The 24,912-nt window shown below is 46.5% G+C and carries 25 protein-coding genes; 11 read left to right on the forward strand and 14 right to left on the reverse strand.

All coding sequences use genetic code 11. The annotated features are described in order from the left end of the window. Positions 1-20: 20 nt before the first annotated feature. Both ITG12_RS13110 and tldD read left to right on the forward strand, forming a co-directional pair. Positions 21-842: a carbon-nitrogen hydrolase family protein gene (locus tag ITG12_RS13110; protein WP_248873136.1), complete on the forward strand. Its 822-nt coding sequence runs from the start codon at positions 21-23 to the stop codon at positions 840-842. Positions 843-853: 11 nt separating this feature from the next. Further along, positions 854-2,299 carry a metalloprotease TldD gene (gene tldD / locus ITG12_RS13115; RefSeq protein ID WP_005438159.1) on the forward strand — a complete coding sequence of 482 codons (1,446 nt, stop codon included), beginning with the start codon at positions 854-856 and terminating at the stop codon, positions 2,297-2,299. Positions 2,300-2,369: 70 nt separating this feature from the next. Here the strand turns inward: tldD and ITG12_RS13120 are convergent, their stop codons facing one another. After that, on the reverse strand, positions 2,370-3,746 hold the full coding sequence (locus tag ITG12_RS13120) for a PhoH family protein (protein WP_038879704.1): 1,377 nt from the start codon (positions 3,744-3,746) through the stop codon (positions 2,370-2,372). A 536-nt stretch (positions 3,747-4,282) separates the two neighbouring features. On the opposite strand from ITG12_RS13120, the gene rapA reads away from it, so the two are divergent. Further along, complete coding sequence (gene rapA, locus ITG12_RS13125; protein WP_038864536.1) at positions 4,283-7,192, forward strand: RNA polymerase-associated protein RapA; 2,910 nt, start codon at positions 4,283-4,285, stop codon at positions 7,190-7,192. A gap of 96 nt (positions 7,193-7,288) precedes the next feature. On the opposite strand, the gene ITG12_RS13130 is transcribed toward rapA, so the two are convergent. Then, positions 7,289-8,554, reverse strand: a complete 1,266-nt coding sequence (locus ITG12_RS13130) for a divalent metal cation transporter (RefSeq protein ID WP_038864533.1) — start codon at positions 8,552-8,554, stop codon at positions 7,289-7,291. A 240-nt stretch (positions 8,555-8,794) separates the two neighbouring features. On the opposite strand from ITG12_RS13130, the gene rluA reads away from it, so the two are divergent. Both rluA and ITG12_RS13140 read left to right on the forward strand, forming a co-directional pair. Then, the gene (gene rluA / locus ITG12_RS13135) at positions 8,795-9,547 is read left to right on the forward strand and encodes a bifunctional tRNA pseudouridine(32) synthase/23S rRNA pseudouridine(746) synthase RluA (RefSeq protein WP_038879703.1); all 753 of its coding nucleotides are present in this window, start codon (positions 8,795-8,797) and stop codon (positions 9,545-9,547) included. Positions 9,548-9,579: 32 nt separating this feature from the next. Further along, entirely contained in the window at positions 9,580-10,542 is a 963-nt protein-coding gene (locus tag ITG12_RS13140) for a D-2-hydroxyacid dehydrogenase (protein WP_038879701.1), read from the forward strand. Positions 10,543-10,607: 65 nt separating this feature from the next. On the opposite strand, the gene yjgA is transcribed toward ITG12_RS13140, so the two are convergent. Continuing rightward, positions 10,608-11,135, reverse strand: coding sequence for a ribosome biogenesis factor YjgA (gene yjgA, locus ITG12_RS13145; protein WP_038864526.1), 528 nt, complete (start codon positions 11,133-11,135; stop codon positions 10,608-10,610). A gap of 110 nt (positions 11,136-11,245) precedes the next feature. Here yjgA and pmbA point away from each other — a divergent pair, with 110 nt between their 5' ends. After that, positions 11,246-12,589 (forward strand): metalloprotease PmbA, encoded by a 1,344-nt coding sequence (pmbA, locus tag ITG12_RS13150; RefSeq protein ID WP_038864524.1) that lies wholly within the window; start codon positions 11,246-11,248, stop codon positions 12,587-12,589. 89 nt (positions 12,590-12,678) lie between these two features. Here pmbA and mgtE read toward each other — a convergent pair whose 3' ends face one another. From mgtE to ITG12_RS13205, 11 genes are all read right to left on the reverse strand, one after another. After that, a complete protein-coding gene (gene mgtE / locus ITG12_RS13155; RefSeq protein ID WP_038864521.1) occupies positions 12,679-14,034 on the reverse strand; it encodes a magnesium transporter in 1,356 nt (451 codons plus the stop codon). Positions 14,035-14,200: 166 nt separating this feature from the next. Then, positions 14,201-14,476: an HPr family phosphocarrier protein gene (locus ITG12_RS13160; RefSeq protein ID WP_038879700.1), complete on the reverse strand. Its 276-nt coding sequence runs from the start codon at positions 14,474-14,476 to the stop codon at positions 14,201-14,203. A gap of 2 nt (positions 14,477-14,478) precedes the next feature. Further along, complete coding sequence (gene rapZ / locus ITG12_RS13165) at positions 14,479-15,342, reverse strand: RNase adapter RapZ (protein ID WP_038864517.1); 864 nt, start codon at positions 15,340-15,342, stop codon at positions 14,479-14,481. Between the two features lie 14 nt (positions 15,343-15,356). Further along, positions 15,357-15,803, reverse strand: a complete 447-nt coding sequence (gene ptsN / locus ITG12_RS13170; protein WP_038864515.1) for a PTS IIA-like nitrogen regulatory protein PtsN — start codon at positions 15,801-15,803, stop codon at positions 15,357-15,359. A 2-nt stretch (positions 15,804-15,805) separates the two neighbouring features. Then, positions 15,806-16,093: a ribosome hibernation promoting factor gene (hpf, locus tag ITG12_RS13175; RefSeq protein ID WP_038864512.1), complete on the reverse strand. Its 288-nt coding sequence runs from the start codon at positions 16,091-16,093 to the stop codon at positions 15,806-15,808. Between the two features lie 24 nt (positions 16,094-16,117). Next, on the reverse strand, positions 16,118-17,584 hold the full coding sequence (locus ITG12_RS13180; protein WP_039975699.1) for an RNA polymerase factor sigma-54: 1,467 nt from the start codon (positions 17,582-17,584) through the stop codon (positions 16,118-16,120). A gap of 50 nt (positions 17,585-17,634) precedes the next feature. Next, positions 17,635-18,360 (reverse strand): LPS export ABC transporter ATP-binding protein, encoded by a 726-nt coding sequence (lptB, locus tag ITG12_RS13185; protein WP_038864508.1) that lies wholly within the window; start codon positions 18,358-18,360, stop codon positions 17,635-17,637. Between the two features lies 1 nt (position 18,361). Then, positions 18,362-18,856: a lipopolysaccharide transport periplasmic protein LptA gene (gene lptA, locus ITG12_RS13190; protein ID WP_038864506.1), complete on the reverse strand. Its 495-nt coding sequence runs from the start codon at positions 18,854-18,856 to the stop codon at positions 18,362-18,364. Further along, the gene (gene lptC, locus ITG12_RS13195; protein ID WP_038864505.1) at positions 18,837-19,400 is read right to left on the reverse strand and encodes an LPS export ABC transporter periplasmic protein LptC; all 564 of its coding nucleotides are present in this window, start codon (positions 19,398-19,400) and stop codon (positions 18,837-18,839) included. Before lptC ends, lptA begins: the two co-directional genes overlap by 20 nt. A gap of 90 nt (positions 19,401-19,490) precedes the next feature. Next, the gene (gene kdsD, locus ITG12_RS13200; RefSeq protein ID WP_039975700.1) at positions 19,491-20,462 is read right to left on the reverse strand and encodes an arabinose-5-phosphate isomerase KdsD; all 972 of its coding nucleotides are present in this window, start codon (positions 20,460-20,462) and stop codon (positions 19,491-19,493) included. Positions 20,463-20,497: 35 nt separating this feature from the next. Next, positions 20,498-21,463 (reverse strand): calcium/sodium antiporter, encoded by a 966-nt coding sequence (locus tag ITG12_RS13205; RefSeq protein WP_038864502.1) that lies wholly within the window; start codon positions 21,461-21,463, stop codon positions 20,498-20,500. 400 nt (positions 21,464-21,863) lie between these two features. Here ITG12_RS13205 and mlaF point away from each other — a divergent pair, with 400 nt between their 5' ends. Genes mlaF through ITG12_RS13230 form a run of 5 tightly spaced genes read left to right on the forward strand, consistent with a single transcriptional unit; the run spans position 21,864 to position 24,910 of the window. Continuing rightward, entirely contained in the window at positions 21,864-22,667 is an 804-nt protein-coding gene (gene mlaF / locus ITG12_RS13210) for a phospholipid ABC transporter ATP-binding protein MlaF (RefSeq protein WP_045424625.1), read from the forward strand. After that, positions 22,657-23,448: a lipid asymmetry maintenance ABC transporter permease subunit MlaE gene (mlaE, locus tag ITG12_RS13215; RefSeq protein ID WP_038879694.1), complete on the forward strand. Its 792-nt coding sequence runs from the start codon at positions 22,657-22,659 to the stop codon at positions 23,446-23,448. Before mlaF ends, mlaE begins: the two co-directional genes overlap by 11 nt. 2 nt (positions 23,449-23,450) lie before the next feature. Continuing rightward, on the forward strand, positions 23,451-23,948 hold the full coding sequence (mlaD, locus tag ITG12_RS13220) for an outer membrane lipid asymmetry maintenance protein MlaD (RefSeq protein ID WP_038879692.1): 498 nt from the start codon (positions 23,451-23,453) through the stop codon (positions 23,946-23,948). A 3-nt stretch (positions 23,949-23,951) separates the two neighbouring features. Beyond that, a complete protein-coding gene (mlaC, locus tag ITG12_RS13225; RefSeq protein WP_038864496.1) occupies positions 23,952-24,590 on the forward strand; it encodes a phospholipid-binding protein MlaC in 639 nt (212 codons plus the stop codon). Then, positions 24,590-24,910, forward strand: coding sequence for a lipid asymmetry maintenance protein MlaB (locus ITG12_RS13230; RefSeq protein WP_038864494.1), 321 nt, complete (start codon positions 24,590-24,592; stop codon positions 24,908-24,910). Before mlaC ends, ITG12_RS13230 begins: the two co-directional genes overlap by 1 nt. The last annotated feature ends 2 nt before the right edge of the window (positions 24,911-24,912 follow it).

Raw genomic sequence — 24,912 nt, forward strand, 5'->3', positions numbered from 1 at the left:
ACGAACAAGGAATTGAATACATGGAACGTGTTGGCATCATTCAAATGACATCGGGTCCAGATATCGAGGAGAATCTGGACTTCATTGCCAAGCAATGTGCATTGGCAGCTGAGCAAGGTGTGAAGCTGGTTGTGACACCAGAAAACGCTACGCAGTTTGCCAACCGAGAGGCGTATCACCAGAATGCAGAAACTTTGGATGGCGGTCCTATTCAGCGGTGTTTATCTGAGATCGCACAACGCAATCAATTAACTCTAATAGTCGGCAGCATGCCGATTCGCACTGAACAAGGTGTGACTACCACGACATTGGTTTTCTCACCGCAAGGCGAGTGCATTGCTCATTACGATAAGCTGCATATGTTTGACGTGGATGTCGCCGATGGGCATGGTAGCTATCGTGAGTCGGATACCTTTAGTGCAGGTAATCGTATCGTGACGGCAGAGACCAATATTGGTACGGTAGGCTTAAGTATTTGCTACGACGTACGCTTTCCTGAATTGTTTAAAGCGCTACGCTTAGCAGGAGCGCAAGTTATTGTGGTGCCCGCTGCGTTTACCGCGGTGACGGGGCAAGCGCATTGGGAAGTACTACTTCGAGCGCGTGCGATTGAAACCCAATGTTGGATTCTAGCCTGCGGACAAACGGGGACACATCCATGTGGTCGCCAAACTTGGGGACACTCCATGGTGATTGACCCTTGGGGGCGCGTTCACCAACAATTGAATGACCAAGTAGGACTGCTGGTGGCAGAGATAGATTTGTCACACAACCAGCAAGTAAGGCAGAATATGCCGCTGACTCAACACAGTCGCTTTCAAAATGAATTGAAACGGAAATAAAAGAGCTAACTATGAGCATAAACCAAATAGAACAGGCACTCCTTGCCCCAAACGGTCTGACAGAGCAAGACATCGCTGACACACTAGCGAGCATTGCGACGCGCCAGATCGATTATGCGGACATTTACTTTCAGTCCAGCTGGCACGAGTCTCTGGTTCTAGAAGACAGCATCATTAAAGATGGCTCTTTCAATATTGACTGTGGTGTCGGTGTACGAGCAGTCACAGGCGAGAAAACCGGTTTCGCCTATTCAGACCAAATTCAACTAGACGGTTTGAAGCAAAGTGCGATTGCCGCGCGTGGTATTGCGCAGCAAGGCCAAAATGGCAAAGTGCACGCATTCAAACGTTCTGATAACCAAGCTTACTACGATGCGGTAAATCCACTGGCAAGCTGGGAAAAGCAACAAAAAACCGAACTGCTATTGTCTTTAGATGCGTACATTCGTACCAAAGAGCCAATGATCAAAGAAGTATCGATCAGCATCAGTGGTGTGCATGAGCAAATGTTGGTTGCTGCAACCGACGGTACTTACGCTGGTGACATTCGCCCGCTTGTTCGTCTTTCAATCAGTGTTCTTGCTGAAAAAGGCGATCGCCGCGAACGCGGTAGCGCTGGTGGCGGTGGTCGTTTCGGTTACGACTTTTTCCTATCTGAAACAAACGGCGTGAAACAAGCATTCCAATTCGCTGATGAAGCGATTCGTATGGCGCTAGTGAATCTAGAAGCAGAAGCGGCACCTGCAGGCATGATGCCTGTGGTACTTGGCTCTGGCTGGCCGGGCGTATTGCTGCATGAAGCGGTAGGTCACGGTTTGGAAGGTGACTTCAACCGCAAAGAGTCATCAGTGTTCTCTGGCAAGATGGGTGAGCAAGTGACGTCTCCACTTTGTACTATCGTGGATGATGGCACGCTAAAAGACCTACGCGGCTCATTGAACGTCGATGATGAAGGTGTGAACGGTCAATACAACACGCTTATCGAAAATGGCGTTCTAAAAGGCTACATGCAAGACAAGCTAAACGCACGCCTAATGGGTGTAAACCCAACAGGTAACGGTCGCCGTGAGTCTTATGCGCATCTACCAATGCCACGTATGACTAACACTTACATGCTACCGGGTGAGCACACACCAGAAGAGATCATCTCTACGGTGAAGAAAGGTCTGTACGCACCAAACTTCGGTGGCGGTCAGGTGGACATCACTTCTGGTAAGTTCGTATTCTCAGCATCAGAAGCGTACTTGATTGAAGATGGCAAAATCACTCGTCCAGTGAAAGGCGCAACGCTGATTGGCTCTGGCATTGAAGCGATGCAGCAAGTTTCTATGGTTGGTAACGACCTAAGCATCGACAGAGGTGTTGGCGTGTGTGGCAAGGCGGGTCAAAGCGTACCGGTTGGCGTTGGTCAGCCTACATTGAAGCTCGATTCCATCACCGTTGGTGGTACTGAATAAACTTCATCTGAAGCAGAATTAAAAAGAGCGCTCATTGAGCGCTCTTTTGGTTTTAGGGGGAGAGTGTTCGTTATAGGTTTTCTTCAGCAAATTCTGCTAAGCGACTTCGCACCACACCATTTAGGTGGATATTGGCGCTGCCTTCAAAGTTCTTGAAACGTTCAACCATATACGTCAAACCAGACGTCACTGGGGTTAGGTAGTGAGAGTCAATCTGTGCCAAGTTACCGGAACACACAATCTTAGTGCCTTCACCACAACGGGTGATGATGGTTTTGATTTGTGAAGCGGTTAAGTTCTGACACTCATCGAGCAGGACAAAGGCGTTCTGGATAGAGCGGCCACGCATAAAGTTAATCGACTTAAACTGAATGTTGGCTTTATCACAGATGTACTTCATCGAGCCTTCGGTGCAATGGTCGTTCTTGTGCAGCGCTTCCAAGGTATCGGTCACCGCTGCTAACCAAGGCATCATTTTCTCTTCTTCCGATCCCGGTAAGAAACCAATCGACTCCCCAATGTCTGGCGTGTTCCGTGTTACGATGATCTTATCGAACATGCCTTTTTCAATGGTTTGTTCCAATGCCGCTGCCATTGCGAGCAGTGTCTTACCACTACCGGCGGCACCGGTCAGAATCACCAAGTCAATATCTGGATCGAGCAGGGCATCCATCGCCATGCCTTGATAGATATTTTTCGGTGTTATGTCCCAAGCGCGGCGATGCATCATGCGCTCACGGCTGAGGTCGAGCAAGGTGAGCTTATCCTCATTGATGGTTTCTACTCGACCTACAAAATCACTCTCTTCATCAATCACGTATTGATTAATAAAGGTCGGATCGAACGGTTCGCGGCTGAGTTTATGGAACGTTTTTCCACCCAGCGCGTAGCTTTCCACCTCATCCACACCACTCCAAAATTCGCCTTCACGTTGTTGAAAGCCTTTGGTGAGGTATTGGATATCATCAATCAGCTGATCCGTACGATAGTCTTCAACGAAACGTACGCCAGCACCTTTGGCTCGCAAACGCATGTTGATGTCTTTGGTTACGAGCACAACTTCGCGTGGTGCGCGTTTGTTTTGCAGATAAAGCACCGCATTGAGTATGCGGTTATCACCGGCTTTGTCGGCGAAGGCTTTGACGGTTTCCTGCAATTCGAAGTCCGCCAAAATAGAGATGGTGCCTTGGCTTGGGTTGTCTTTAGAAACGGGAATGCCTTCTGAGATTTCATCTGGCGTGGCTTCTCTAAATAAATCCTCCAAAGCGCGAATCGCAACGCGTGCATCTCGTGCAACATCACGTTTGCTGTCTTTGATTCGATCGAGTTCTTCCAACACAGTCATAGGGATGACGACATCGTGTTCTTGGAAAGAGAAGATGGCGAAGGGTTCATGAAGAAGAATGTTGGTATCGAGTACAAATAGTTTCCGATCGGTATCGCCCATAGCGTCTCCTTGCCGCAGCGCGGCTTTGCTGGCTAGTAGTTAAGAAGGAACAGACTTCCTAACTCTGATTGCTTGCAATAGAGGTTGTCGGGCAATGTCGGTTAGTGCGCAACCGAGTAGCAAGACAACTTACTGCAAACCCGTGTTGATCCTAATCGTGTACTTAATGCGCTCAAATCATGCACGATGACTCTAAGCGCCCCTCAGTAGAAGTATACGTAATATTTACTTCTTACAACTTAATAATTGTCATGAGTTTTTTACAATTTGATTGCATTCCTAATTCAGGAAAAAAAGTTTGCCCTCTGGGCGGTTTCGACGTGACCTAAATCACAGCTTCAAGTAAGATTAGCGACCTTTTTCTGCGTATAGGCTACGTCCGATTTATCATGTTCAGCTGGCTTAAAAATGCACAGCACAAAGTGGCATGACAAGCACGATTGGCATAGCAGAAGCCAGAATCAGATCTAAACTAATATCCATGCCCATCGGGATGGGTAGAGACCAACAAGAAACAACAACGAGGTAGTCAATTCATGACATTTGCTTTGGGGCAGCGCTGGATTAGCGATACGGAAAGCGATTTAGGTTTAGGTACCGTAGTGGCAATGGATGCTCGTACTGTGACATTGATGTTTGCAGCATCAGAGGAAAACCGAGTTTACGCACGTAACGATGCACCAGTTACCCGAGTAACGTTCAACGTCGGTGATGTCATCGATTGCCAAGAAGGTTGGTCATTAAAAGTTGAAGAAGTACTGGAAGATGAAGGTTTATACACCTATTTCGGTACTCGTGAAGACACGCAAGAAACGGCGATCGTGTTGCGTGAAATCTTCCTAAGCAACCACATTCGTTTTAACAAACCGCAAGACAAGTTGTACGCAGGTCAAATCGACCGCATGGACAACTTTGTACTTCGCTACCGTGCGCTACAAAACCAATTTGAACAACACAAGAGCCCAATGCGTGGTCTGTGTGGCATGCGTGCAGGTTTGATTCCTCACCAGCTGTACATTGCACACGAAGTCGGTCGCCGTCACGCGCCTCGCGTATTGCTAGCGGATGAAGTGGGTCTTGGTAAAACCATCGAAGCGGGCATGATCATCCACCAGCAAGTACTGGCGGGTCGTGCCGAGCGTATTCTTATCGTGGTACCAGAGACACTGCAACACCAGTGGCTCGTTGAGATGATGCGTCGTTTCAACCTGCACTTCTCTATCTTCGATGAAGAGCGCTGTATTGAAGCTTTTGCAGAAGCAGAAAACCCATTTGATACGCAGCAATACGTACTGTGTTCACTGGATTTCCTACGTAAGAGCCGTAAGCGTTTTGAACAAGCGCTAGAAGGTGAGTGGGATCTATTGGTTGTCGATGAGGCGCACCATCTAGAGTGGAGCCAAGACAAACCAAGCCGCGAATACCAAGTGGTAGAAGGCTTGGCAGAACGCACAGCGGGTGTGTTACTGCTTACCGCAACGCCAGAGCAGCTAGGTCGTGAGAGCCACTTCGCTCGTCTACGTCTTCTAGATCCAGATCGTTTCTACGATTATGAAGCGTTTGTTGAAGAAGAAGAGCAATACGCACCTGTTGCGGATGCTATCACGTCGCTATTCTCTGGTGAGAAACTGCCAGACGAAGCGAAAAACCAAATTACAGAACTGCTTTCTGAGCAGGACGTTGAGCCGCTATTCCGTATTATCGAAAGCGACAGTGATGAAGAAGCGAAAGCGTCAGCACGCCAAGAACTGATCGACAACCTGATGGACCGTCACGGTACAGGTCGAGTGCTGTTCCGTAACACACGTGCTGCAATCAAAGGTTTCCCGAAGCGTAACGTGCATCTCATGCCAATGGATATTCCGCAGCAGTACACCACATCAATGCGTGTATCAGGCATGATCGGTGGCAAGATGACACCAGAAGCGCGCGCGGTGAAGAACCTTTACCCAGAAGAAATCTTCCAAGAATTTGAAGGCGAAGATTCAAGTTGGTGGCAGTTCGACTCACGTGTGAACTGGTTACTTGAAAAAGTAAAAGAGAAGCGCAGCGATAAAGTATTGGTTATTGCTTCTCGTGCAAGCACTGCGTTGCAACTTGAGCAAGCATTGCGTGAGCGTGAAGGTATTCGTGCAACCGTATTCCACGAAGGCATGTCGATTCTTGAGCGTGATAAAGCAGCGGCTTACTTCGCACAAGAAGAGGGTGGCGCGCAGGTTCTTATCTGTAGCGAAATCGGCTCAGAAGGTCGTAACTTCCAGTTTGCTAACCAGCTTGTGATGTTCGATTTGCCATTCAACCCAGACTTGTTAGAGCAACGTATTGGCCGTCTGGACCGTATCGGTCAGAAGCGTGATATCGACATCCACGTACCTTACCTAAAAGGTACTTCACAAGCGATCCTTGCGCGTTGGTTCGATGAAGGTCTGAACGCGTTTGCTGAAACGTGTCCAACAGGTCGCGCGGTTTACGATAAGTACTCTGATGCACTGATTGAAATGCTGGCATCTGGTGATGTTTCAAGCCTTGATGAAGTGATTGAAGAATCAGCGAAGATGAACAAAGAGCTGAAATCACAACTTGAGCAAGGTCGTGACCGCCTGCTAGAAATGCACTCAAACGGCGGCGACAAAGCGCAGCAAATCGTTGAGAAAATCGCATCGACGGATGGCGATACAAACCTAGTGACATTCGCGTTGTCTCTGTTCGATACCATCGGTCTGAACCAAGACGACAAGGGTGAAAACGCACTTATTGTAACTCCATCTGAGCACATGATGGTGCCAAGCTACCCAGGTTTGCCATACGAAGGCGCGACAATCACGTTTGACCGCGATACCGCGCTGTCTCGCGAAGACATGCACTTCATCAGTTGGGAACACCCAATGATTCAAGGCGGTATCGATCTGCTGATGAGCGAAGGTGTGGGTACGTCAGCGGTTTCTTTGCTGAAGAACAAAGCGCTACCAGTGGGCACTATCTTGCTTGAGTTGGTTTACGCGGTGGATGCGCAAGCACCAAAACGCAGCGGTATTACGCGTTTCCTACCGAAGACGCCAATCCGCATGATGATGGACGGTCGTGGTAATGATCTGTCTTCTCAGGTTGAGTTTGAAGGTTTCAACCGTCAGCTTAGCCCAGTAAACCGTCACCTAGGCAGCAAGCTAGTGACATCAGTACAGAAAGACATCCACAGCCTCATCGAAGCGGGTGACGCATTGGTTGAGCAGAAAGTGGAAGAGATTCGCAAGCAAGCACAGCAAGACATGCAACAAAGCTTGAATGCAGAGCTCGAGCGCCTACAAGCACTGAAAGCGGTTAACCCGAACATCCGTGACGAAGAAATTGAAGCGATTGAAGAACAAATCAAAGAGCTAACAGGTTATATCAACCAAGCTCAGGTTCAGCTAGATTCGCTACGTTTAATTGTCGTCAGCCACAACTAATCAGCGTCCATACAAACGAAAAAAGGTCTTCAATTGAAGACCTTTTTCTTTATCTGAGCTTTTATCTCATAAGCTCAGTTGATTGCTCACAGCTGATTACATCAACCACTTCCACCAAATGAATAGCGCTAAGAAGCCGAATAAGTAAATCAAACCAGCAATCGACAACCACTTCAATTTACGACCCAGCGCCAATGGCTTAGGCAAGTCGGTTTTACTCACTAGAATATAGTTTAAAAGCGCGAAGAATGGCGTCGTCATAAACGCCAATACCATGGCAAAGTTCAACATCGGTAATAGTGCTGAAGCCCAGAAAACAACGATACCTAAAGCACATAGAGAAACAATAAGCATGATGGCCGACGTCGCTTTTGGATCGGTTTCTGGTTGTGAACGCAGTAACCGTTGAGAGTCTGAAATCACACGCGAGTAGCCGTCAATTACCGTAATGGTGCTGCCGAAGATACAAAAGAACGCAATCACAGCAATCAGGTAACGTGACCATTCACCAATGGTTGAGGCGTACAAGCCAACAAGCTGATGGGAGAAGCCTACGCCGGAGCTCTTAAGCTCAATACCTGAACCGTGCAGCATCAACGCACCTAGTGATACAAACACCAAAGCCAATACCGCAGTACCAATGTAGCCGACGTTGAAATCAAACAGGGCAGATTTTGCCGTAACTTCTTGTTGGCTAGTTTGGCGCTTTAGCCACGCAGACGTTAAACAAGATATCTCGATTGGAGCAGGCATCCAGCCCATGGTCACAACGATAAAGCCGATGGCAGCAATTGACCACGGAGAAGGGGATTCAAAGTTCGCAACAGGCTCTACAGGGTTTCCAAACGCTATCGCAACCGCAAGTAGCGTCGCTATCGTTAGGACCGTCATAATGACTTTTGAAAGTGTATCCAGTGCTTTGTAGTGGCCGGCGAATAAAATCACTAAACATGTCACCAAAACAATGACACTGAGTGATGCCATCGACAAAGAAAATGGAATGAAATAGCCCAACAAGCTCGCGCTGAACATCAACAGTGCTGCTGTGTTGATGACCGCAGAAACGGAACTGAGGAATAAGAACAACCACAAGTATGGGCGACCAAGTTTGGCATAGCCTTCAACCAACGTTTTACCAGTGCCCATGGTGTACTGCACGCCTGCTCGGAAGAATGGGTATTTAAAAAGGTTTACCAGCAGGATGAGCGCCGCAAGTTGCCAGCCGTAGATAGCCCCAGCTTTGGTGGATGCAACAAGGTGAGAACCACCGACGGCGGCAGAGGCCATGAGAATACCAGGGCCAAGAGAGCGGAAGAATTGCGAGACTTTGGATTGGGGTTGATCGGATACTGCGGATTCCATTTATTATTGTCCTTTTTGTGTCAACTAGTGCTTATAAATAACATTACCGCTCAGCTTGTCAATTTATATTTACGAAGTGATTTTTTTAATTTTTTTCTTCGTTATTGACTTGGTTGCTTTTGTTATTTCTAAAAGTTATATCGATGGTAAAAAGAGGCAGGGTTTAAGCGATTTTTCTGCATGCATCTTTGCATCTCTTGGGTATAATCAGCGCGTTTTTATTCTGTAGAGATCCTGCCCATGGCAATGCTTGAGTACAATCCACCAACCGACCCTTGGATTGATGTCGTTTTTGAAGATGAGCAAATTTTGGCGGTAAACAAGCCATCTGGTTTGCTTTCTGTGCCGGGGCGTCTTGCTGAGCACTATGACAGCATGTGGAGTCGCTTAACCGAGCAATATCCAGACATTCAAGTCGTGCATCGTTTAGATATGTGCACTTCTGGCTTAATGGTTCTTGCTAAAAACAAGCGTGCAGAAAGTGCGTTAAAAAAACAGTTTCAATACCGATTGACGCATAAAATCTACTACGCACGTGTTTGGGGCCATATTGAACAAGAAGAGGGCGAGATCGATCTGCCTTTGATTTGTGATTGGCCGAATCGTCCTCTGCAGAAAGTATGCTTTGAAGATGGCAAACCCTCTAGGACGATCTTCCAAGTAGCGAAGCGAGAAGAACACCCTGATGGTTCAAAGACGACGATTGTGCGTTTATTGCCGATTACAGGCCGCTCACACCAATTGCGTGTTCATATGCAAGCGTTAGGTCACCCAATTGTGGGTGATGAGTTTTACGCAACAGAAGAAGCAAAAGCCTTCTCTGAACGTCTAGAGTTGCACGCCGCAGAGCTGAGCTTTTATCACCCGAAAACCGATTGGTTGCGCAGTATTTTTGTTCCTTGTGATTTTTACCTAGAAGCGGAAGAGATGATCTTTGACTATTTCAACCCAGCGCGTAAATTACCAGATTACAAAACACTGCCACGTCCATAAATTCATCTTTAGGCAGTGAACAAGGAGTTGTTATGTCACTGCCTAAAGTGGTCTTCCTCGACCGAGCGACCATCCCAGCCCAAATTCAAATACCTCGTCCAAGCTTTGCCCATGATTGGGTGGAATACGATCTGACTTCTTCTGAGCAAGTTGTTGAGCGTCTTGCTGATGCGGATATCGTGATCAGCAACAAGGTGGTGCTCGACCACTCTGTTCTCATTCAACTTCCTCACCTCAAGATGATTGCCGTCGCGGCAACGGGCTTTAATAACGTCGATGTAAACTATTGCGCCGAGCACAACATCGCGGTTACCAACGTGCGTGGCTATGCGACCCGCTCTGTGCCAGAACACGTTATCGCGATGCTGTTTGCTTTGCGTCGTAACTTGTTTGGTTATCACCAAGATATCGCTGCTGGCGAATGGCAGCGCAACAAGCAGTTCTGTTTCTTTACGCATCCGATTGGAGATGTTGCAGGCAGCACCTTAGGTGTGCTTGGCAGCGGCGCATTAGGTCAAGCAACGGCACAATTGGCAAAAGCATTGGGTATGAATGTGTTGTTTGCAGAACGTAAAGGTGTAACAGAGTGCCGAGAAGGCTATGTTTCTTTTACCGAGATGTTGGATCAAGCGGACGCCATCACGCTACATTGTCCATTGAATGATGAGACACATAATTTGATTGGTGAAGCGGAACTTAAGCAGATGAAGCCAACGTCTATTTTGATTAATACCGGACGTGGCGGCTTGGTGGATGAGCAAGCTTTGGTCGATGGGTTAAAGCAAGGTGAGATTGCTGGGGCTGGGTTCGATGTCTTTACCCAAGAACCCGCTGATGAAAGCAACCCGTTGATTGCGAATATGTATTTGCCTAACTTGCTACTAACGCCGCATGTTGCGTGGGGAAGTGATTCTTCGATACAGCGTTTAGCTGAGATTTTAATTGAGAATATTAACGCGTTTGATCGTGGTGAGAACCTCAATCGTCTAGCGTAATACTAGAAAATAGGCATAAAAAAAGCAGACACAAAGGTCTGCTTTTTGCGTTCTTAAGCATTGAATTAGATTTCTTCTTCGTTCAAGGCTTTTAGAATTTGGAAAATTTCACGGTAAGATTTTGCTGGTTTACCGGCCTTCTTCTCTTTCGCTGCTTGGCGAGCAAGTTGGCGTAGACGTTGACGGTCTGCTTCTGGATAAAGCTCCATAACGTCATCAATTGCTTTGTCGCCCTCTTCGACTACACGATCACGCAGCGCTTCAAGCTTGTGTAGTGCCGCTGTTGCTTGCGAGTGTTTGTTGCGAACTTTGTCTAGTGCCGCTTGGATTGGCTCTGGATCTTCGTAACGCATTAACTTACCGATACGTTGCAGTTGACGACGGCGTGCTTCGTTTTTAAAGCGCTGCGCATCAGCAATTGCTTCGCGTAGGTCTTCGCTCAATGGAAACTTTTCGAGAGCTGCTGGCTTAAGGCCGACAAGCTCTTCGCCAAGCTTTTGCAGCTCTTCCATGTCGCGCTTCATCTCGGATTTACTTACCCAGATGATCTCTTCTTCTGGTTCCCATGGCGCTTTTTGATTCTTACGTGCCATTTCAGTTGCCTGTGTTTTGATTAATATTATGACTATTTTAACAAGAATCGTGGGGAGAAAGCGAAATTCTTGTTATTCTATTGTACATCGAATACATGATGTGAAAGACAATGGATATTAAACAGCAGGTTGCTGAGCAACGTACCGAGCTAGAACAAGCCGTTTCACGTGCACTAGAAATCGCTGCGGCGAAGTCTGATGCCGCTGAAGTCGCAATTACCAAGAGCACGGGTTTGAGTGTTTCCACTCGCATGGGTGACGTGGAAAACGTTGAATTCAACAGCGACGGCGCACTGGGTATTACCGTTTACCGTGGCCAACGTAAAGGCAGTGCTTCCACATCCGATTTGAGCGAAGCGGCTATCGAGCAAACGGTGTTAGCAGCATTAGACATCGCTCAATACACATCAGAAGATCCATTCGCGGGCCCAGCTCCGAAAGAATATATGGTGAAAGAGGTGCCTGATTTAGACCTTTTCCACCCAGACGCACCCGATCCAGATTACGCAGCACAAGTTGCGATTGCCGCTGAAAAAGAAGCACTTAACTACAGCGATGCGATTAAGCAAAGCGATGGTGCGAGCTATGACAGTCATTACGGCGTCAAAGTGTACGGTAACAGCCATGGCTTGTTGGCAAGCTACGCGTCAAGTCGCCACAGCACCAGCTGTTGTGTGATTGGTGTAGGCAAAAATGGTGAGATGGAGCGTGACTACAGCTACACCGTTGCTCGCCATCGTGACGACCTTTGGGCTCCTGAAGTGGTTGGCCGCAGTGCCGCAGAAAAAACCATAAGTCGCTTAGACGCTCAAAAGCTGAAAACGGGTAAGTACCCAGTCATGTTTGCTGCGGACGTAGCGACAGGTTTGATTGGCCACCTAGTGATGGCAATCAGCGGTGGTAACCTGTACCGTAAATCCTCTTTCTTACTTGATCACCTCGGCAAGCAAGTACTTCCAGAATGGTTCAATATTTCAGAGCGTCCACATGTCTTACGTGGCCTAGCTTCTAGTCCATTTGATAGTGAAGGTGTGTACACGCAAGATCGTGAAATCATCACCGATGGTGTACTCGCGACTTACCTGCTAACGAGTTATGCGGCTCGTAAAATGAAAATGGACCCAACTGGCCATGCTGGTGGTATCCACAACTGGTACGTGAAGTCGACGGGACAAAGTTTCGAGCAAATGCTGAAAGAACTTGGCACAGGTTTACTGGTAACTGAAACCATGGGCCAAGGCGTGAACGTCGTGACAGGTGATTACTCTCGTGGTGCTGCTGGCTTCTGGGTAGAAAATGGTGAAATCCAATACCCAGTATCAGAAATTACCATTGCGGGTAACCTAAAAGACATGTTCAACCAAATTGTTGCTGTGGGTAGCGATGTGGAAACGCGTTCTCAAATCCAAACCGGCTCTATCTTGCTTGATACCATGAAGGTGGCGGGCGAATAATATCACCCCGCTAACCGCTAGATGCAAAAAAGCCTGATGTACTCATCAGGCTTTTTTATTGCTTGTTCATGGCAGTTTATGACATGAGATTAAATCAGCAGGGTCGCGAGGCCTAAGAAGACTGACAAACCAATCACGTCAGTGACCGTAGTCAGTGCCATACCGCCAGCCAAGGCTGGGTCGATGTTCATTTTCTTGAGTAGAATAGGGATGGTTACGCCGGCAACACCTGCTACAAAAAGGTTGGTCAACATGGCCGCAGAGATGATACCGCCAAGCATCCAGTTTCCTTTCCAAGCAACCACGATACCGCCGATGATCAGTGCCCACATGATGCCGTTAAGTAAGCCGATAGCGGCTTCTTTCAGCAATAGTTCTCGTTTGTTTGAATCACCAATATGACCAAGTGCTAAACCGCGGATCACCAGAGCGACCGTTTGGTTACCCGCAACGCCACCCATCGATGGAACAATGGTCATCAAGACGGCGATAGCCGCCATTTGCTCTAGTGTTGCTTCAAACATGTTGGATACTGAGGCCGCCGCTAGCGCTGCAAGTACGTTGGCACCGAGCCAAATACTGCGCTTACGAGCGGATTTTACGACAGGTGCGAAGGTATCTTCATCGTCATCCATACCCGCCATACTCATCATTGAGTGTTCGGCATCTTCACGGATAACATCGACCACGTCATCGATGGTGATACGACCAACCAGATGTTGGTTTTCATCAACCACAGGTGCTGATACCCAGTTACGACGTTCAAATAGACTAGCAACATCAGAGTCACTGGTATCTACGGTAATTGCATCGTCGGCATCTTCCATCACAGCACTGACTTTGACATCAGGTTGAGTGGTAATCAGTGTGGTAATCGGCAGTTCACCAATCAGCTTACTATCATCATCAATGACGTATAACGCATCGGTTGCTTCTGGTAGTTCGCCTTTCATGCGTAAGTAGCGCAGGACAACGTCCACATCCACATCACCACGAATGGTGATTACGTCGGTGTTCATCAATCCGCCAGCGGTATCCTCAGGGTAGGATAGCGCCGTTTCGACTCGTTGACGGTCAGCGGTGTCCATCTGGGATAGAACTTCACGTGAGACGTCGTCAGGCAAGCTACGCAGTACGTAAGCCACATCATCAGTGTCCATGCCTTCCGTCGCTTCTGCAAGCGCTTCTGGGGCCATTTTGGACACGAGACTGTCTTTGACGTCTTCGTTTAGCTCGTCAAGAATCTCACCGTAGTCTTCTGGGTCAGTCAGTTGCCAGAGTACTTCACGACTTTTACGTGGAGAGGCTTCTAAAAGGTGGGCGATATCCTCAGGTTCCATGTCCTGCAATTGGCGACGAACATGGACAAAGCGGCCGTTTTCCAGCGCTTCTGTGACTTCTTGGAGGGCTTGGTGAGCTTGGTCGAATTCTATTTGCTCTGCCATTCATTCCCCCTAATTCCTGATATTTACAATGCTTTGAATAATAACTTAATTCTAGGCACCTTTTAATAACAACTTATGAAAGTCGACAAAATTATTTATCGGAATTTAAGTAGGAAGGGGAAGCGATGTGGAATATTTGGGTGTTAAAAATAAAAAAGCGAGTGAATCACTCGCCTTCATCAAACTTATCTTCAATCAAATGACAAACCGCATCAAGGGCTTGCTCTGATTGATCGCCAGTGGCGTGGATCGTCACGTATTGCCCTTGGGCGGACTCAAGCATTAATAGCCCCATAACGCTATCAGCGGTCGCGGTTTTATCTTCTTCGTTGTCGATCGTAATGATCGCATCGTAGCTTTGTGCCAGTTCGACCAGTTTTACCGCAGCGCGAGCGTGAAGCCCTAAGCGGTTTTGGATCAATACCTTACGACTTAATTCCACCCTTATTCCTTAACGTTTTTTTCCAATGAAGTGTGGCGAATTTGTACCTGATGGCCTTTGTCAGCGAAGAACTCACCAATTTTTTGCGTGAGATACACTGAGCGATGTTTACCACCAGTACAACCAATCGCGACAGTTAAGTAACTGCGATTGTTTTTTTCTAGCAGAGGCAGCCAAGTCTCGATAAAACTTTCAATTTGATACTTAAGATCGAGTACAGATTGATGTTGCTCTAGGAAGGCTCCAATCGGGGCATCTAGACCTGTAAGAGGGCGCAATGCTGGTTCCCAATGCGGGTTTGGCAAGAAGCGCACATCAAACACGTAATCGGCATCAGAGGGTAGTCCATATTTGAAACCGAAGGATTCGAATACCATCACCAGATCTTTTCGATCTCGCCCTTCAACGCGCATACGTACGGTTTCGCTCAAGTCATGCAGGGATTGACCACTGCTGTTGAGCACTAAGTCCGCGTGTGCTTTTAAGGGCATCAGTATCTCGTGTTCTAACTCAATGGCTTGATCAAGAGATAAGGATTGAGCGCCAAGCGACAGCGGATGGATCCGCCTGGTTTCGCTGTAGCGTTTGAGTAAGGTCTCTTTGTTCGCATCTAAGAACAGCACCGTTACGTCTAACTCAGTTTTGAGTTTTTCGAGAGTGGTGTTCAGCTCTTTGAGTTTCTTTGGGATATTTCGAATATCGATACTTACGGCAACGTTCTGTTTACTGTCGGATACCGACTTTACAAACGCATCAAGCAAGTTAACTGGTAGGTTGTCTACGCAGTAATACCCTAAGTCCTCAAGTACGCGCAGGGCAACACTCTTCCCGGCACCGGAGTGCCCGCTAACAACAATTAATCGCATGGTGATCGCCTCGATTACTGATGAATCATAATGTCGTAGAGTTCTTCATCGCTCTGAGCTTTGCGCAGCATTTTTAACACTTGCTTGTCGCTCAAGCGTTCAGCCATAGAGGATAGTGTTTTGAGGTGTTCTTTGCACTGTTCTTCTGGAACCAGAAGCGCAAAGAGAAGGTCTACAGGTCGGTTGTCGATCGCATCAAACTCAATCGCTTCATCACATTGAAGTAATACGGCAATGGCTTTATCGCTGGATGACATTCTTGCGTGAGGGATAGCAATACCGTTGCCGATACCCGTACTACCCATCTTTTCTCTGCTGAGCATACACTCAAACAGTTCGGTTGAATCTTGGCCCGTGTTTTCAGCAACAATTTGGCTGATCATCTCTAGGGCTCGTTTCTTACTTGTACAATGGACTGCACTTTTGGTGCAGTCCAGTGACAGTATCTCGCTCAATTGCATGATTAATGACTGTTTAGTTTTTCTTTGTGCTTGTTAAGTTGACGAACTAATTTATCCACCAGCGAATCAATTGCTGCATACATACTTTCGTCATTCGATGACGCGTGGATTTCGCCCTGATTTATGTGAAGCGTAGCTTCCGCGATTTGGTTAAGTTTTTCAACTTTTAGTACAACTTGTATTTGGTTTATATGGTCGAAGAATCTATCGAGCTTCTGAAACTTTGATTGAACATAGTCTTGCATTGAATCGGTAAGATCAACGTGATGGCCTTGAATATTGATTTGCATAGACTTTCCTTTTCAGTTGGTGCCTTAAAGTAGGCGTTTACGCTGACTTGAAGGGGCGATACCCAAGGATTCACGATACTTCGCGATCGTACGTCTTGCGACTTGAATCCCTTGATCAGCCAGAAGAGCAGCAATCTTGCTGTCACTCAATGGTTTAGCGGTATTTTCCGCTGCGACCAACTTTTTGATGAGCGCGCGAATTGCTGTGGACGAACATTCTCCGCCATTGTCTGTACTGACATGACTAGAGAAGAAGTACTTCAATTCAAAAATGCCACGTGGTGTGTGCATGAACTTCTGTGTAGTCACACGAGAGATCGTGGATTCATGCATGTCCACTGCCAATGCTACATCGTTAAGTACCATTGGTTTCATGGCTTCTTCACCATACTCGAAGAAATCTTGTTGATGTTCAACAATACATCTTGCAACTTTGAGAAGCGTCTCGTTTCTGCTTTCTAGGCTCTTAATCAGCCATTTTGCCTCTTGCAAATTGCTGCGAATATACTGGCTATCGGCACTGTTGCCTTTACCTAGTTGCGCATATTGTTGATTTACTTTAAGTTTTGGGATGCTGTCAGGATTAATGGAAACCGTCCATTTGCCATGATCTTTAAAAACGGAAACGTCAGGAATAACGTATTCGGTATCATCTGGAGTAATACGGCTGCCAGGTCGAGGGTCCAATTGCTGAATCAGCTTTAACACTTCACGTAGGTCTGCTTCTTTCAGTTTGGTTTCTTTGATGACGAGCTTGTAATCGCGATTACCAAGATGATCGATATGATCGCTCAGCACCATTTTCGCTTCAGCGAGCCACGGTGTATCTTCTGGGAAGGTCGCTAATTGCAGTAATAGACATTCTTGAAGGTTGCGAGAGGCAACGCCAAGGGGGTCAAATTGTTGAATGCGTTTGCGAACGGCTTCGATTTCATCAAGTTCAACATCTTCGTTGTCGAAGCTTTCATGAATTTCTTCTGGAGAGAGCGTGAGGTAACCGTAGTCGTCAACCGCATCAATGATGGCTAACGCGATGGTGCGGTCGGTTTCGCTAAATGGCGTTAAGTCTAACTGCCACATCAGGTAATCGTGCAGCGATTCAGTGGTTTCACCTTGATAGACCGGCATATCGTCATCAAGCGCTAAGCCTGTGCTGCCAGTGTTCGCGCTGTAAACATCGTCCCAAGTGGTGTCGATTTCTAGCTCAGAGCTGATTTCAGATTTTTCAATCACGTCTGAGCTATCAGGAACATCAATCTCGGCAGTTTCATTGGCACTGTTGTCTGCAGCATCGAGTGCTGATTTGTCTTCACCATTTGCTTGAGGTTCTTCTTGGCCTTCTTCAACTTCCAATAAAGGGTTGGAGTCCAAGGCTTCTTGGATTTCCTGTTGAAGGTCGAGCGTCGACAATTGCAACAAACGAATCGCTTGTTGTAGCTGCGGCGTCATGGCTAACTGTTGACCTAGCTTGAGTTGTAATGAAGGTTTCATTCAGTGTTACTTACCTTGTAATGCTCAGAATCTTACCGTTCCTAATGTAATCATAGACGGAATTGTTCACCGAGATAAACTTGTTTCACCTGCTCGTTATTGAGAACCTCATCCGGAGTTCCTGAAGCAATAAGGTGTCCTTGACTTACGATATAGGCTTTTTCACAAACGTCCAAGGTTTCACGAACGTTATGGTCAGTGATTAACACACCAAGACCACGATCGCGCAAGTGTTCAATGATTTTTTTGATGTCGTTAACCGAAATTGGGTCAACACCCGCGAACGGTTCATCCAACAAAATGAACTGAGGGTTTGCTGCCAATGCACGAGCGATTTCTACACGGCGGCGTTCACCACCTGATAGTGCCATACCCGCACTGGTGCGTATGTGCTGTATGTGGAATTCTTCCAATAAATCTTCAAGCTTATCTTGGCGCTCTTCTCGAGTTAACTCTTGGCGAGTTTCTAGGACGGCCATGATGTTGTCTTCAACCGATAACTTACGGAATATGGAAGCTTCTTGTGGCAAGTAGCCGATACCTAGGCGCGAGCGACTGTGCATCGGTAGGATACTGATGTCTTGATCGTCGATAGTGATGATGCCTTCATCACGAGGTACCAAGCCGACAATCATGTAAAACGATGTGGTTTTACCTGCGCCGTTTGGACCCAACAGTCCCACAATTTGACCAGACTCGACTTCGAGGCTCACGTCCGTAACGACCTTGCGTTTCTTGTAGCTTTTAGCAAGATTCTTTGCGCTCAGTACTGCCATATTAGTTCTCGATTTGGTTCGGTTGCAGGATGGTGGTAACGCGCTCATTCTTCGAGCTGTCAGCAACAAGCTTCTGTTGACCAATTTGGTAGCGAATTGATGAGCCCTTGATGGTGTTACCGTCTTGGGCTAGCTGTGCTTGGCCTTTCATGGTCAATTCGTCAGTAGAAATACGGTAATCCAATTCAGTAGCTTGACCACTGAGTGTTTTACCATCGTCCATTAATTGAGAGAAAGTGGCAGGTTTACCAAATGCTTGAATTTGTTTGATCGCTTCCGTTTTCGGGTCACGAGTTACAACAATTCTGTCAGCATCGATATTGATGCTACCTTGCTTAAGAGATACATCACCTTTAAAGGTCACCTGGTTACTCTTCATGTCCACCTGCTGGGTGTCTGAATTAATGTAAACCGGCTGTTGCGTATCCGACTTAAGTGCCAACGCTTGTGGCGCTGCTAATACCAATGCCAATAGGCTAAGGTGTAACGGTTTCATATCGACCTTGAACTTCATCTGTCAGAGTCGCAGTGTGGGCTTTTAAGTTGCCTTGCATTGCGCCTCCGGTAGTTTCAAATTGTGGTCCAACCAACATTACTTGTTGATCGGCTTTAAAATCACGATTGCTTAAGTTGATGACCAGCTTGTCTGTTGCCATGGTGTCAAAGCTTGCGTCAGGCAATAAGTTTTGCATGAGAACTTTGTCGTATAACGTCAGGATCTGGTCTTCATCAAGTACTGCTCTTGTTGCAGTGACCTTCCACTCAACAACGCTACCTTCACGGTAAACCATCAGTGTTGGGCTATTAAAAATCGTATCTCCACTCTTGGCGTAATGATCCAAGCTGTTAGAGCGAATGATGTAACTGCGGACACCATTTTCACCATAAGTGATATTTTCTAGTCCAGTACCACTGAACATAGGCAGTTCTAAATTAGGTGCAACCTGTATATCTTCATCGCCTTTTGGTGTCAGCAAATAATAACCACACCATGCGACAACGAAGATCAGGAGCAAATAAATAAGGCGAGTAAAACTCATAAAATAAAGGCCTTTATCTTAGCTCAGTACTTCCCTGACCATTGCCTTAATCTGTTAATCAAATTGTGTAAACATTTGTTGATGGATGGATTACATCACACCCGCTTTCAACAAATCGTGCATATTCAGCGCACCAACAATCTTGTTGTTGTCGCACAAGATCAGAGCATTGATGTTTTTATCTTGCATAAGATTCAAACCCTCGACAGCTAACATTTCTGGATGAGCCGTTGTTGGGTTTTGAGTCATCACTTCACCGATTGCTGTGGTGTGAATATCAATACGTTTATCCAAAGTACGACGCAAGTCACCATCAGTGAATATACCAAGCATAGCATCGTGTTCATCGACAATCGCGGTCATCCCTAAGCCTTTCTCTGAAATCTCAAGAAGTGCGTCGCGAATCAATGCATCTGGCGCAACTTTTGGTAGTGCATTACCAAAGTGCATAATATCAGACAGCTTGAGCAGCAATTTTCTTCCCAACGCACCACCGGGGTGTGATAGAGCGAAGTCTTCTGCAGAAAAACCACGAGCTTGAAGCAGGGCAACGGCAAGAGCATCGCCCATGACCAAAGTTGCTGTTGTGCTGCTCGTTGGTGCAAGACCAAGTGGGCAGGCTTCTTGCGGAACGGTGATTTGCAAATGCATATCCGACAATTTGGCCATGTTCGACTCAGGCTTGCCTGTCATGCTGATAATTTTGATGTTCAGACGTTTCAATACTGGGAATAGAGATAAAATCTCGTGAGACTCACCAGAGTTAGAAATCGCAATGACGATATCGCCTTCACTGATCATTCCTAGGTCACCATGCGCAGCTTCACCAGGGTGAACAAAAAACGCGGAGGTGCCTGTACTTGCAAGAGTCGCAGCAATCTTGTTGCCAATGTGACCTGATTTGCCCATCCCCATAACGACGACTTTGCCATTATTGGAAAGAATCAATTCGCAAGCTTGTTCAAACTGCGCATCAAAATACTGGTCCAGTTGTTGAAGTGCGGTCACTTCAATATCAAGAACTTGTTTAGCAGCAGCACGAAAATCAAATTGAGTGGACATATCAGAGCTCCAATTTGTCTTTACTTATTATGTTATTAAGCGGCCATGTTTGCGAATAGGTACACTTGGTAGCCTAAGAAACACACAAACAGGATTGAACCTTCTAAACGGTTGATACTGCGAGATTTACCAAGACACATTGCCACAAGTAGTAGCGATACGCCGAGCATAACCCAAAAGTCACGACCCATCGCAAATTCGCTTAGCATTGAAGGATTGATGATGCCCGGTAGGCCCATTACCGCCAAAATGTTGAAAACGTTTGAACCGATGATGTTACCCACAGCCATATCGTCTTCGCCCTTTAGAACGCCCGCTAGAGATGCAGCAAGCTCCGGTAGGCTAGTGCCGATAGCAATGATAGTAAGGCCGATAACGAGATCACTCATACCAAAGTGTTTTGCAATGATGACGGCGTTGTCGACTAACATGCTTGCTGCCAAAGGTAGAAGTATCAGACCGATCACAACCCACATAACGGCTTTTGGATTACTTACACCTTCAGGGACTTCTGATTCTTGTTCATCGACAAAAGCATCACCCGCTTTTTGTTCTTTGCGGCTGATTTGCAACATGGCAAATAGGAACGCAGCAAAGAGTACAAACAGCAATACGCCTTCGTAGAAACCTAGGTGGTTATCCCAAAGTAAAATACCAGCCAGCACGGTTACTGCTATCATCAATGGCAATTCTCGACGAACCACAGCAGAGCTGATGGAAAGTGGTTTGATGATGGCGGTGATACCAAGAATTAAAGCGATGTTGGCGATGTTCGAGCCAAGAACGTTACCGACAGCTGTGTCGGTTTTACCGTCCCATGCTGCGGTTGCAGAAACCATCATTTCTGGCGCAGAAGAACCCATCGCCAAAATGGTCATGCCGATCACTAAAGGTGAAATACCGACGTTGCGGGCCAGAGCTGCAGAGCCAAAAACAAGTTTATCTGCACTCCATACAAGTATAACAAGACCGACGATAAGCAACGCTACGGCTTCGAGCATGATGATTCCTAAGTAATAAAAATAAGTGAAATGAGTAACCGCTAATTTTGACCTTTCACAGCCAAAAATGGAAGATAAACAACAAATAAATTAAAGGTTAGTAACGAAATTGTGTTTAATTGTTGCTCGATCGCGTGTTGTATTTGATACCGCTTATCTGGAGTTGAATTTAAACACCTTCCTTTGATTTCGTCATATTTTATGAAGAATTGCTTGAATTTGGTCGGCTTTATTTAATTGAACAGTGCTTTTAATTCAAGTTCAATGTGCTTATGATTGCAGCCTAATAAGTGTACCGAAGTCACTTTAGGATATTCTCGACGTAATATCTTGAAAACAATCGGGGTTGAGTTGGCTGATGACTCTGTGAGTCAAACTCACAAACAGTAGAAGAGATAGTATGTCGAACAACGATTTAGTTACCGTTAACAATCTCACTTTTTCACGAGGCGAACGTAAGATCTTTGATGGCGTTGATTTACACGTGCCAGAAGGGAAAGTGACGGCCATTATGGGGCCATCGGGGATCGGTAAAACGACACTGTTACGCTTAATTGGCGGTCAGTTGTACCCCGAACAAGGTGAGATCTGGTTTGATGGCGATAACATTCCAGCACTCTCACGTAAGAAGCTTTACCATGCTCGAAAGAAGATGAGCATGTTGTTCCAATCAGGCGCTCTGTTCACGGATTTGAACGTTTTCGATAATGTTGCCTTTCCTTTACGTGAACATACAGAACTCTCTGAAGATTTTATCCGTACTATGGTGCTGCTTAAGCTTGAAGCCGTAGGTCTTCGTGGTGCCGCAAAGTTGATGCCAAGTGAACTTTCTGGCGGTATGGCTAGGCGAGCAGCTTTAGCACGCGCGATTGCGCTCGATCCCGACCTTATCATGTATGATGAACCGTTTGTTGGTCAGGATCCGATCACCATGGGCGTATTAGTTGAGTTGATCAGTAATTTGAATCGAGCGTTAGGTCTGACTTCGATTGTCGTTTCACACGATGTACCAGAAGTGATGAGTATTGCGGATTGGGTTTATTTGATGGCCGATGGCAAAATCATTGCTTTTGGCACGCCACAAGATCTGAGAGACAATCCAGATCCACGCGTGCAGCAATTCTTGTTGGGTGATGCGGATGGTCCGGTACCGTTCCGATTTCCCGCTCAAAGTATCGAAAAGGATTTATTTGATGGTCGATAGTTTTATTCAATTTGTCGCTTCATTAGGAAGACGCACGTTGGCCATCTGTGAAGCCTTTGGCCGTGCGACACTAATGTTGGTTGGTGCTTTGGTAACCCGACCACAACCGGTCAAAAACTTCCCGTTATTAGTGAAGCAGCTTTACTCCGTTGGTGTGCAGTCTCTGGCTATCATTGTCGTATCGGGTTTGTTTATCGGCATGGTGTTGAGTTTACAAGGCTATGTCGTGCTGGTGGACTACGGTGCGGAAGGCAGTCTCGGGCAAATGGTCTCTCTATCGCTATTGCGTGAGCTAGGGCCTGTGGTAACCGCCTTGTTATTCGCTGGACGAGCTGGGTCTGCATTAACGGCAGAAATCGGCTTGATGAAAGCCACTGAGCAGCTTTCGAGTATGGAAATGATGGCGGTAGACCCGCTTAAACGCGTTATCGCTCCTCGTTTTTGGGCAGGTGTGATTTCCATGCCACTGTTGGCGATGATCTTCATGGCTATTGGTATCTGGGGCGCTCAAATTGTTGGCGTTGATTGGAAAGGCGTTGACCACGGTAGTTTCTGGGCGGCAATGCAGTCGTCAGTAGAATTAGGCCAAGATATTGGTAACAGCATGATCAAATGTATCGTGTTTGCGATTACCGTTACTTGGATCGCTCTTTTTAATGGCTATGACGCGATTCCGACTTCGGAAGGGATCAGCCGAGCAACGACGCGCACGGTAGTGCATTCTTCTTTAGCAGTACTGGGACTAGACTTTGTACTGACCGCATTGATGTTTGGGAATTAATCATGCAACAAACACGTAAAACTGAATTATGGGTTGGCAGCTTTGTATTGGCAGGAATTTGCGCGATTCTTGTGATGATTTTTCAGGTTGCTGACGTAAAAAGCATTGGCTCTGGCAATACTTATACCCTGAAAGCTGAGTTCGATAATATTGGTAGTTTAAAAGTTCGTTCACCAGTGAAAGTTGGCGGCGTTGTGGTTGGTCGTGTGAGTGATATTACACTTAACCCTGAAAGCCTACTTCCAATTGTGAGCTTGTCGATTAACAGTCAATACAATCAATTCCCAGAAACTTCTAGCTTACAAATTTTGACTTCTGGATTGATTGGCGAGCAGTACATTGGCTTAGTTCCGGGTTTCATCTTTGATGATGAAGAAATGTTAGTTGATGGTGATACCATCGAAGACACCAAGTCTGCCTTAGTTTTAGAAGACTTAATTGGACAGGTGCTATACAGCATCGGTGGCTCCGGCGATTCTGGCAACACGAGTAAGGAATAACCCATGTTCTCTAGATTATTACTTTCTTTCGTAGCGGCATTTACTGCTTTTGGTGCAGTGGCTGCAGAAGTAGATAAAACTCAGCCTTATCAAATGATGAGACAAGTTGCGGAAGTGACATTTGATCGTTTGAAAGCTGAACAGCCACAAATTAAGCAAGATCCGAATTTGCTTAAGACTATCGTTGAAGAAGAGCTGATGCCTTACGTCAACGATCGCTATGCGGCATTAAAACTGCTTGGTCCGAACTTAAAAGGCGCGAAGCGTGAAGACGTTGGTGAGTTTATTAAGGCATTTCGTTCTTACTTGGTGACGTCTTACGCACAAGTCTTAACGCAATACACAGACCAGCAAATCGAGTTTGGCCCTGAACCTAAGTTAGACCCATCTAAGCGCATTACAAGCATTAAAGTGGATATCATCGACGCGCCGCGTCCGAACATCAAACTTGAGTTTAAATTGCGTAAAGATAAGAAAACCGGTGAATGGTTAGCATTCGACATGGTTGCAGAAGGTATTAGCTTACTTTCAAGCAAGCAATCGGAGTGGAATACAAAGATTCGTCAAGACGGTATCCTTGCGGTAGCAAAAGATCTTGAAAAATTGGCGGCACAGCCAATTCGTTTCGAGGCAGCAAAGTAATGGCGCAGTCTCATTCTCAGTGGCATTTACAATCAGATATTCTTAAGCTTACAGGGGCGTTGGATCGAGATACCGTGCCTTCTTTGTGGGCCGTTGCGCAGCGATGGCAGCCATCTCAAACCGAGCTAGAATGCTCGTTAGAAGAGATTGAGCGCGTCGACTCTGCGGGAATGGTGATGTTAATCCACTTATTAGAGCATGCAAAAAAACAAAACTGTCATATAATGCTCAGTTTCGTGCCGGCGCAATTGCGCACTTTGTTTCAGCTGAGCAACGTTGAATCTTTAGTGGCCAAACATATACAGAATTATCAGGGGTAAAT

The sequence above is a fragment of the Vibrio sp. ED002 genome (assembly GCF_023277445.1).
In the GTDB taxonomy this organism is placed as follows: Bacteria; Pseudomonadota; Gammaproteobacteria; order Enterobacterales; family Vibrionaceae; genus Vibrio; species Vibrio jasicida.

What these genes read in the sequence shown, in the direction of transcription:
- pmbA (WP_038864524.1), top strand. Translation starts at nt 11,246, where the DNA reads ATGGATATTAAACAGCAGGTTGCTGAGCAACGTACCGAGCTAGAACAA.
- rluA (WP_038879703.1), top strand. Translation starts at nt 8,795, where the DNA reads ATGGCAATGCTTGAGTACAATCCACCAACCGACCCTTGGATTGATGTC.
- tldD (WP_005438159.1), top strand. Translation starts at nt 854, where the DNA reads ATGAGCATAAACCAAATAGAACAGGCACTCCTTGCCCCAAACGGTCTG.
- ITG12_RS13180 (WP_039975699.1), bottom strand. Translation starts at nt 17,584, where the DNA reads ATGAAACCTTCATTACAACTCAAGCTAGGTCAACAGTTAGCCATGACG.
- ITG12_RS13140 (WP_038879701.1), top strand. Translation starts at nt 9,580, where the DNA reads ATGTCACTGCCTAAAGTGGTCTTCCTCGACCGAGCGACCATCCCAGCC.
- mlaF (WP_045424625.1), top strand. Translation starts at nt 21,864, where the DNA reads ATGTCGAACAACGATTTAGTTACCGTTAACAATCTCACTTTTTCACGA.
- rapZ (WP_038864517.1), bottom strand. Translation starts at nt 15,342, where the DNA reads ATGCGATTAATTGTTGTTAGCGGGCACTCCGGTGCCGGGAAGAGTGTT.
- ptsN (WP_038864515.1), bottom strand. Translation starts at nt 15,803, where the DNA reads ATGCAATTGAGCGAGATACTGTCACTGGACTGCACCAAAAGTGCAGTC.
- hpf (WP_038864512.1), bottom strand. Translation starts at nt 16,093, where the DNA reads ATGCAAATCAATATTCAAGGCCATCACGTTGATCTTACCGATTCAATG.
- kdsD (WP_039975700.1), bottom strand. Translation starts at nt 20,462, where the DNA reads ATGTCCACTCAATTTGATTTTCGTGCTGCTGCTAAACAAGTTCTTGAT.
- ITG12_RS13110 (WP_248873136.1), top strand. Translation starts at nt 21, where the DNA reads ATGGAACGTGTTGGCATCATTCAAATGACATCGGGTCCAGATATCGAG.
- yjgA (WP_038864526.1), bottom strand. Translation starts at nt 11,135, where the DNA reads ATGGCACGTAAGAATCAAAAAGCGCCATGGGAACCAGAAGAAGAGATC.
- ITG12_RS13230 (WP_038864494.1), top strand. Translation starts at nt 24,590, where the DNA reads ATGGCGCAGTCTCATTCTCAGTGGCATTTACAATCAGATATTCTTAAG.
- rapA (WP_038864536.1), top strand. Translation starts at nt 4,283, where the DNA reads ATGACATTTGCTTTGGGGCAGCGCTGGATTAGCGATACGGAAAGCGAT.
- ITG12_RS13120 (WP_038879704.1), bottom strand. Translation starts at nt 3,746, where the DNA reads ATGGGCGATACCGATCGGAAACTATTTGTACTCGATACCAACATTCTT.
- lptC (WP_038864505.1), bottom strand. Translation starts at nt 19,400, where the DNA reads ATGAGTTTTACTCGCCTTATTTATTTGCTCCTGATCTTCGTTGTCGCA.
- mlaD (WP_038879692.1), top strand. Translation starts at nt 23,451, where the DNA reads ATGCAACAAACACGTAAAACTGAATTATGGGTTGGCAGCTTTGTATTG.
- mlaC (WP_038864496.1), top strand. Translation starts at nt 23,952, where the DNA reads ATGTTCTCTAGATTATTACTTTCTTTCGTAGCGGCATTTACTGCTTTT.
- ITG12_RS13130 (WP_038864533.1), bottom strand. Translation starts at nt 8,554, where the DNA reads ATGGAATCCGCAGTATCCGATCAACCCCAATCCAAAGTCTCGCAATTC.
- lptB (WP_038864508.1), bottom strand. Translation starts at nt 18,360, where the DNA reads ATGGCAGTACTGAGCGCAAAGAATCTTGCTAAAAGCTACAAGAAACGC.
- mlaE (WP_038879694.1), top strand. Translation starts at nt 22,657, where the DNA reads ATGGTCGATAGTTTTATTCAATTTGTCGCTTCATTAGGAAGACGCACG.
- ITG12_RS13205 (WP_038864502.1), bottom strand. Translation starts at nt 21,463, where the DNA reads ATGCTCGAAGCCGTAGCGTTGCTTATCGTCGGTCTTGTTATACTTGTA.
- mgtE (WP_038864521.1), bottom strand. Translation starts at nt 14,034, where the DNA reads ATGGCAGAGCAAATAGAATTCGACCAAGCTCACCAAGCCCTCCAAGAA.
- lptA (WP_038864506.1), bottom strand. Translation starts at nt 18,856, where the DNA reads ATGAAACCGTTACACCTTAGCCTATTGGCATTGGTATTAGCAGCGCCA.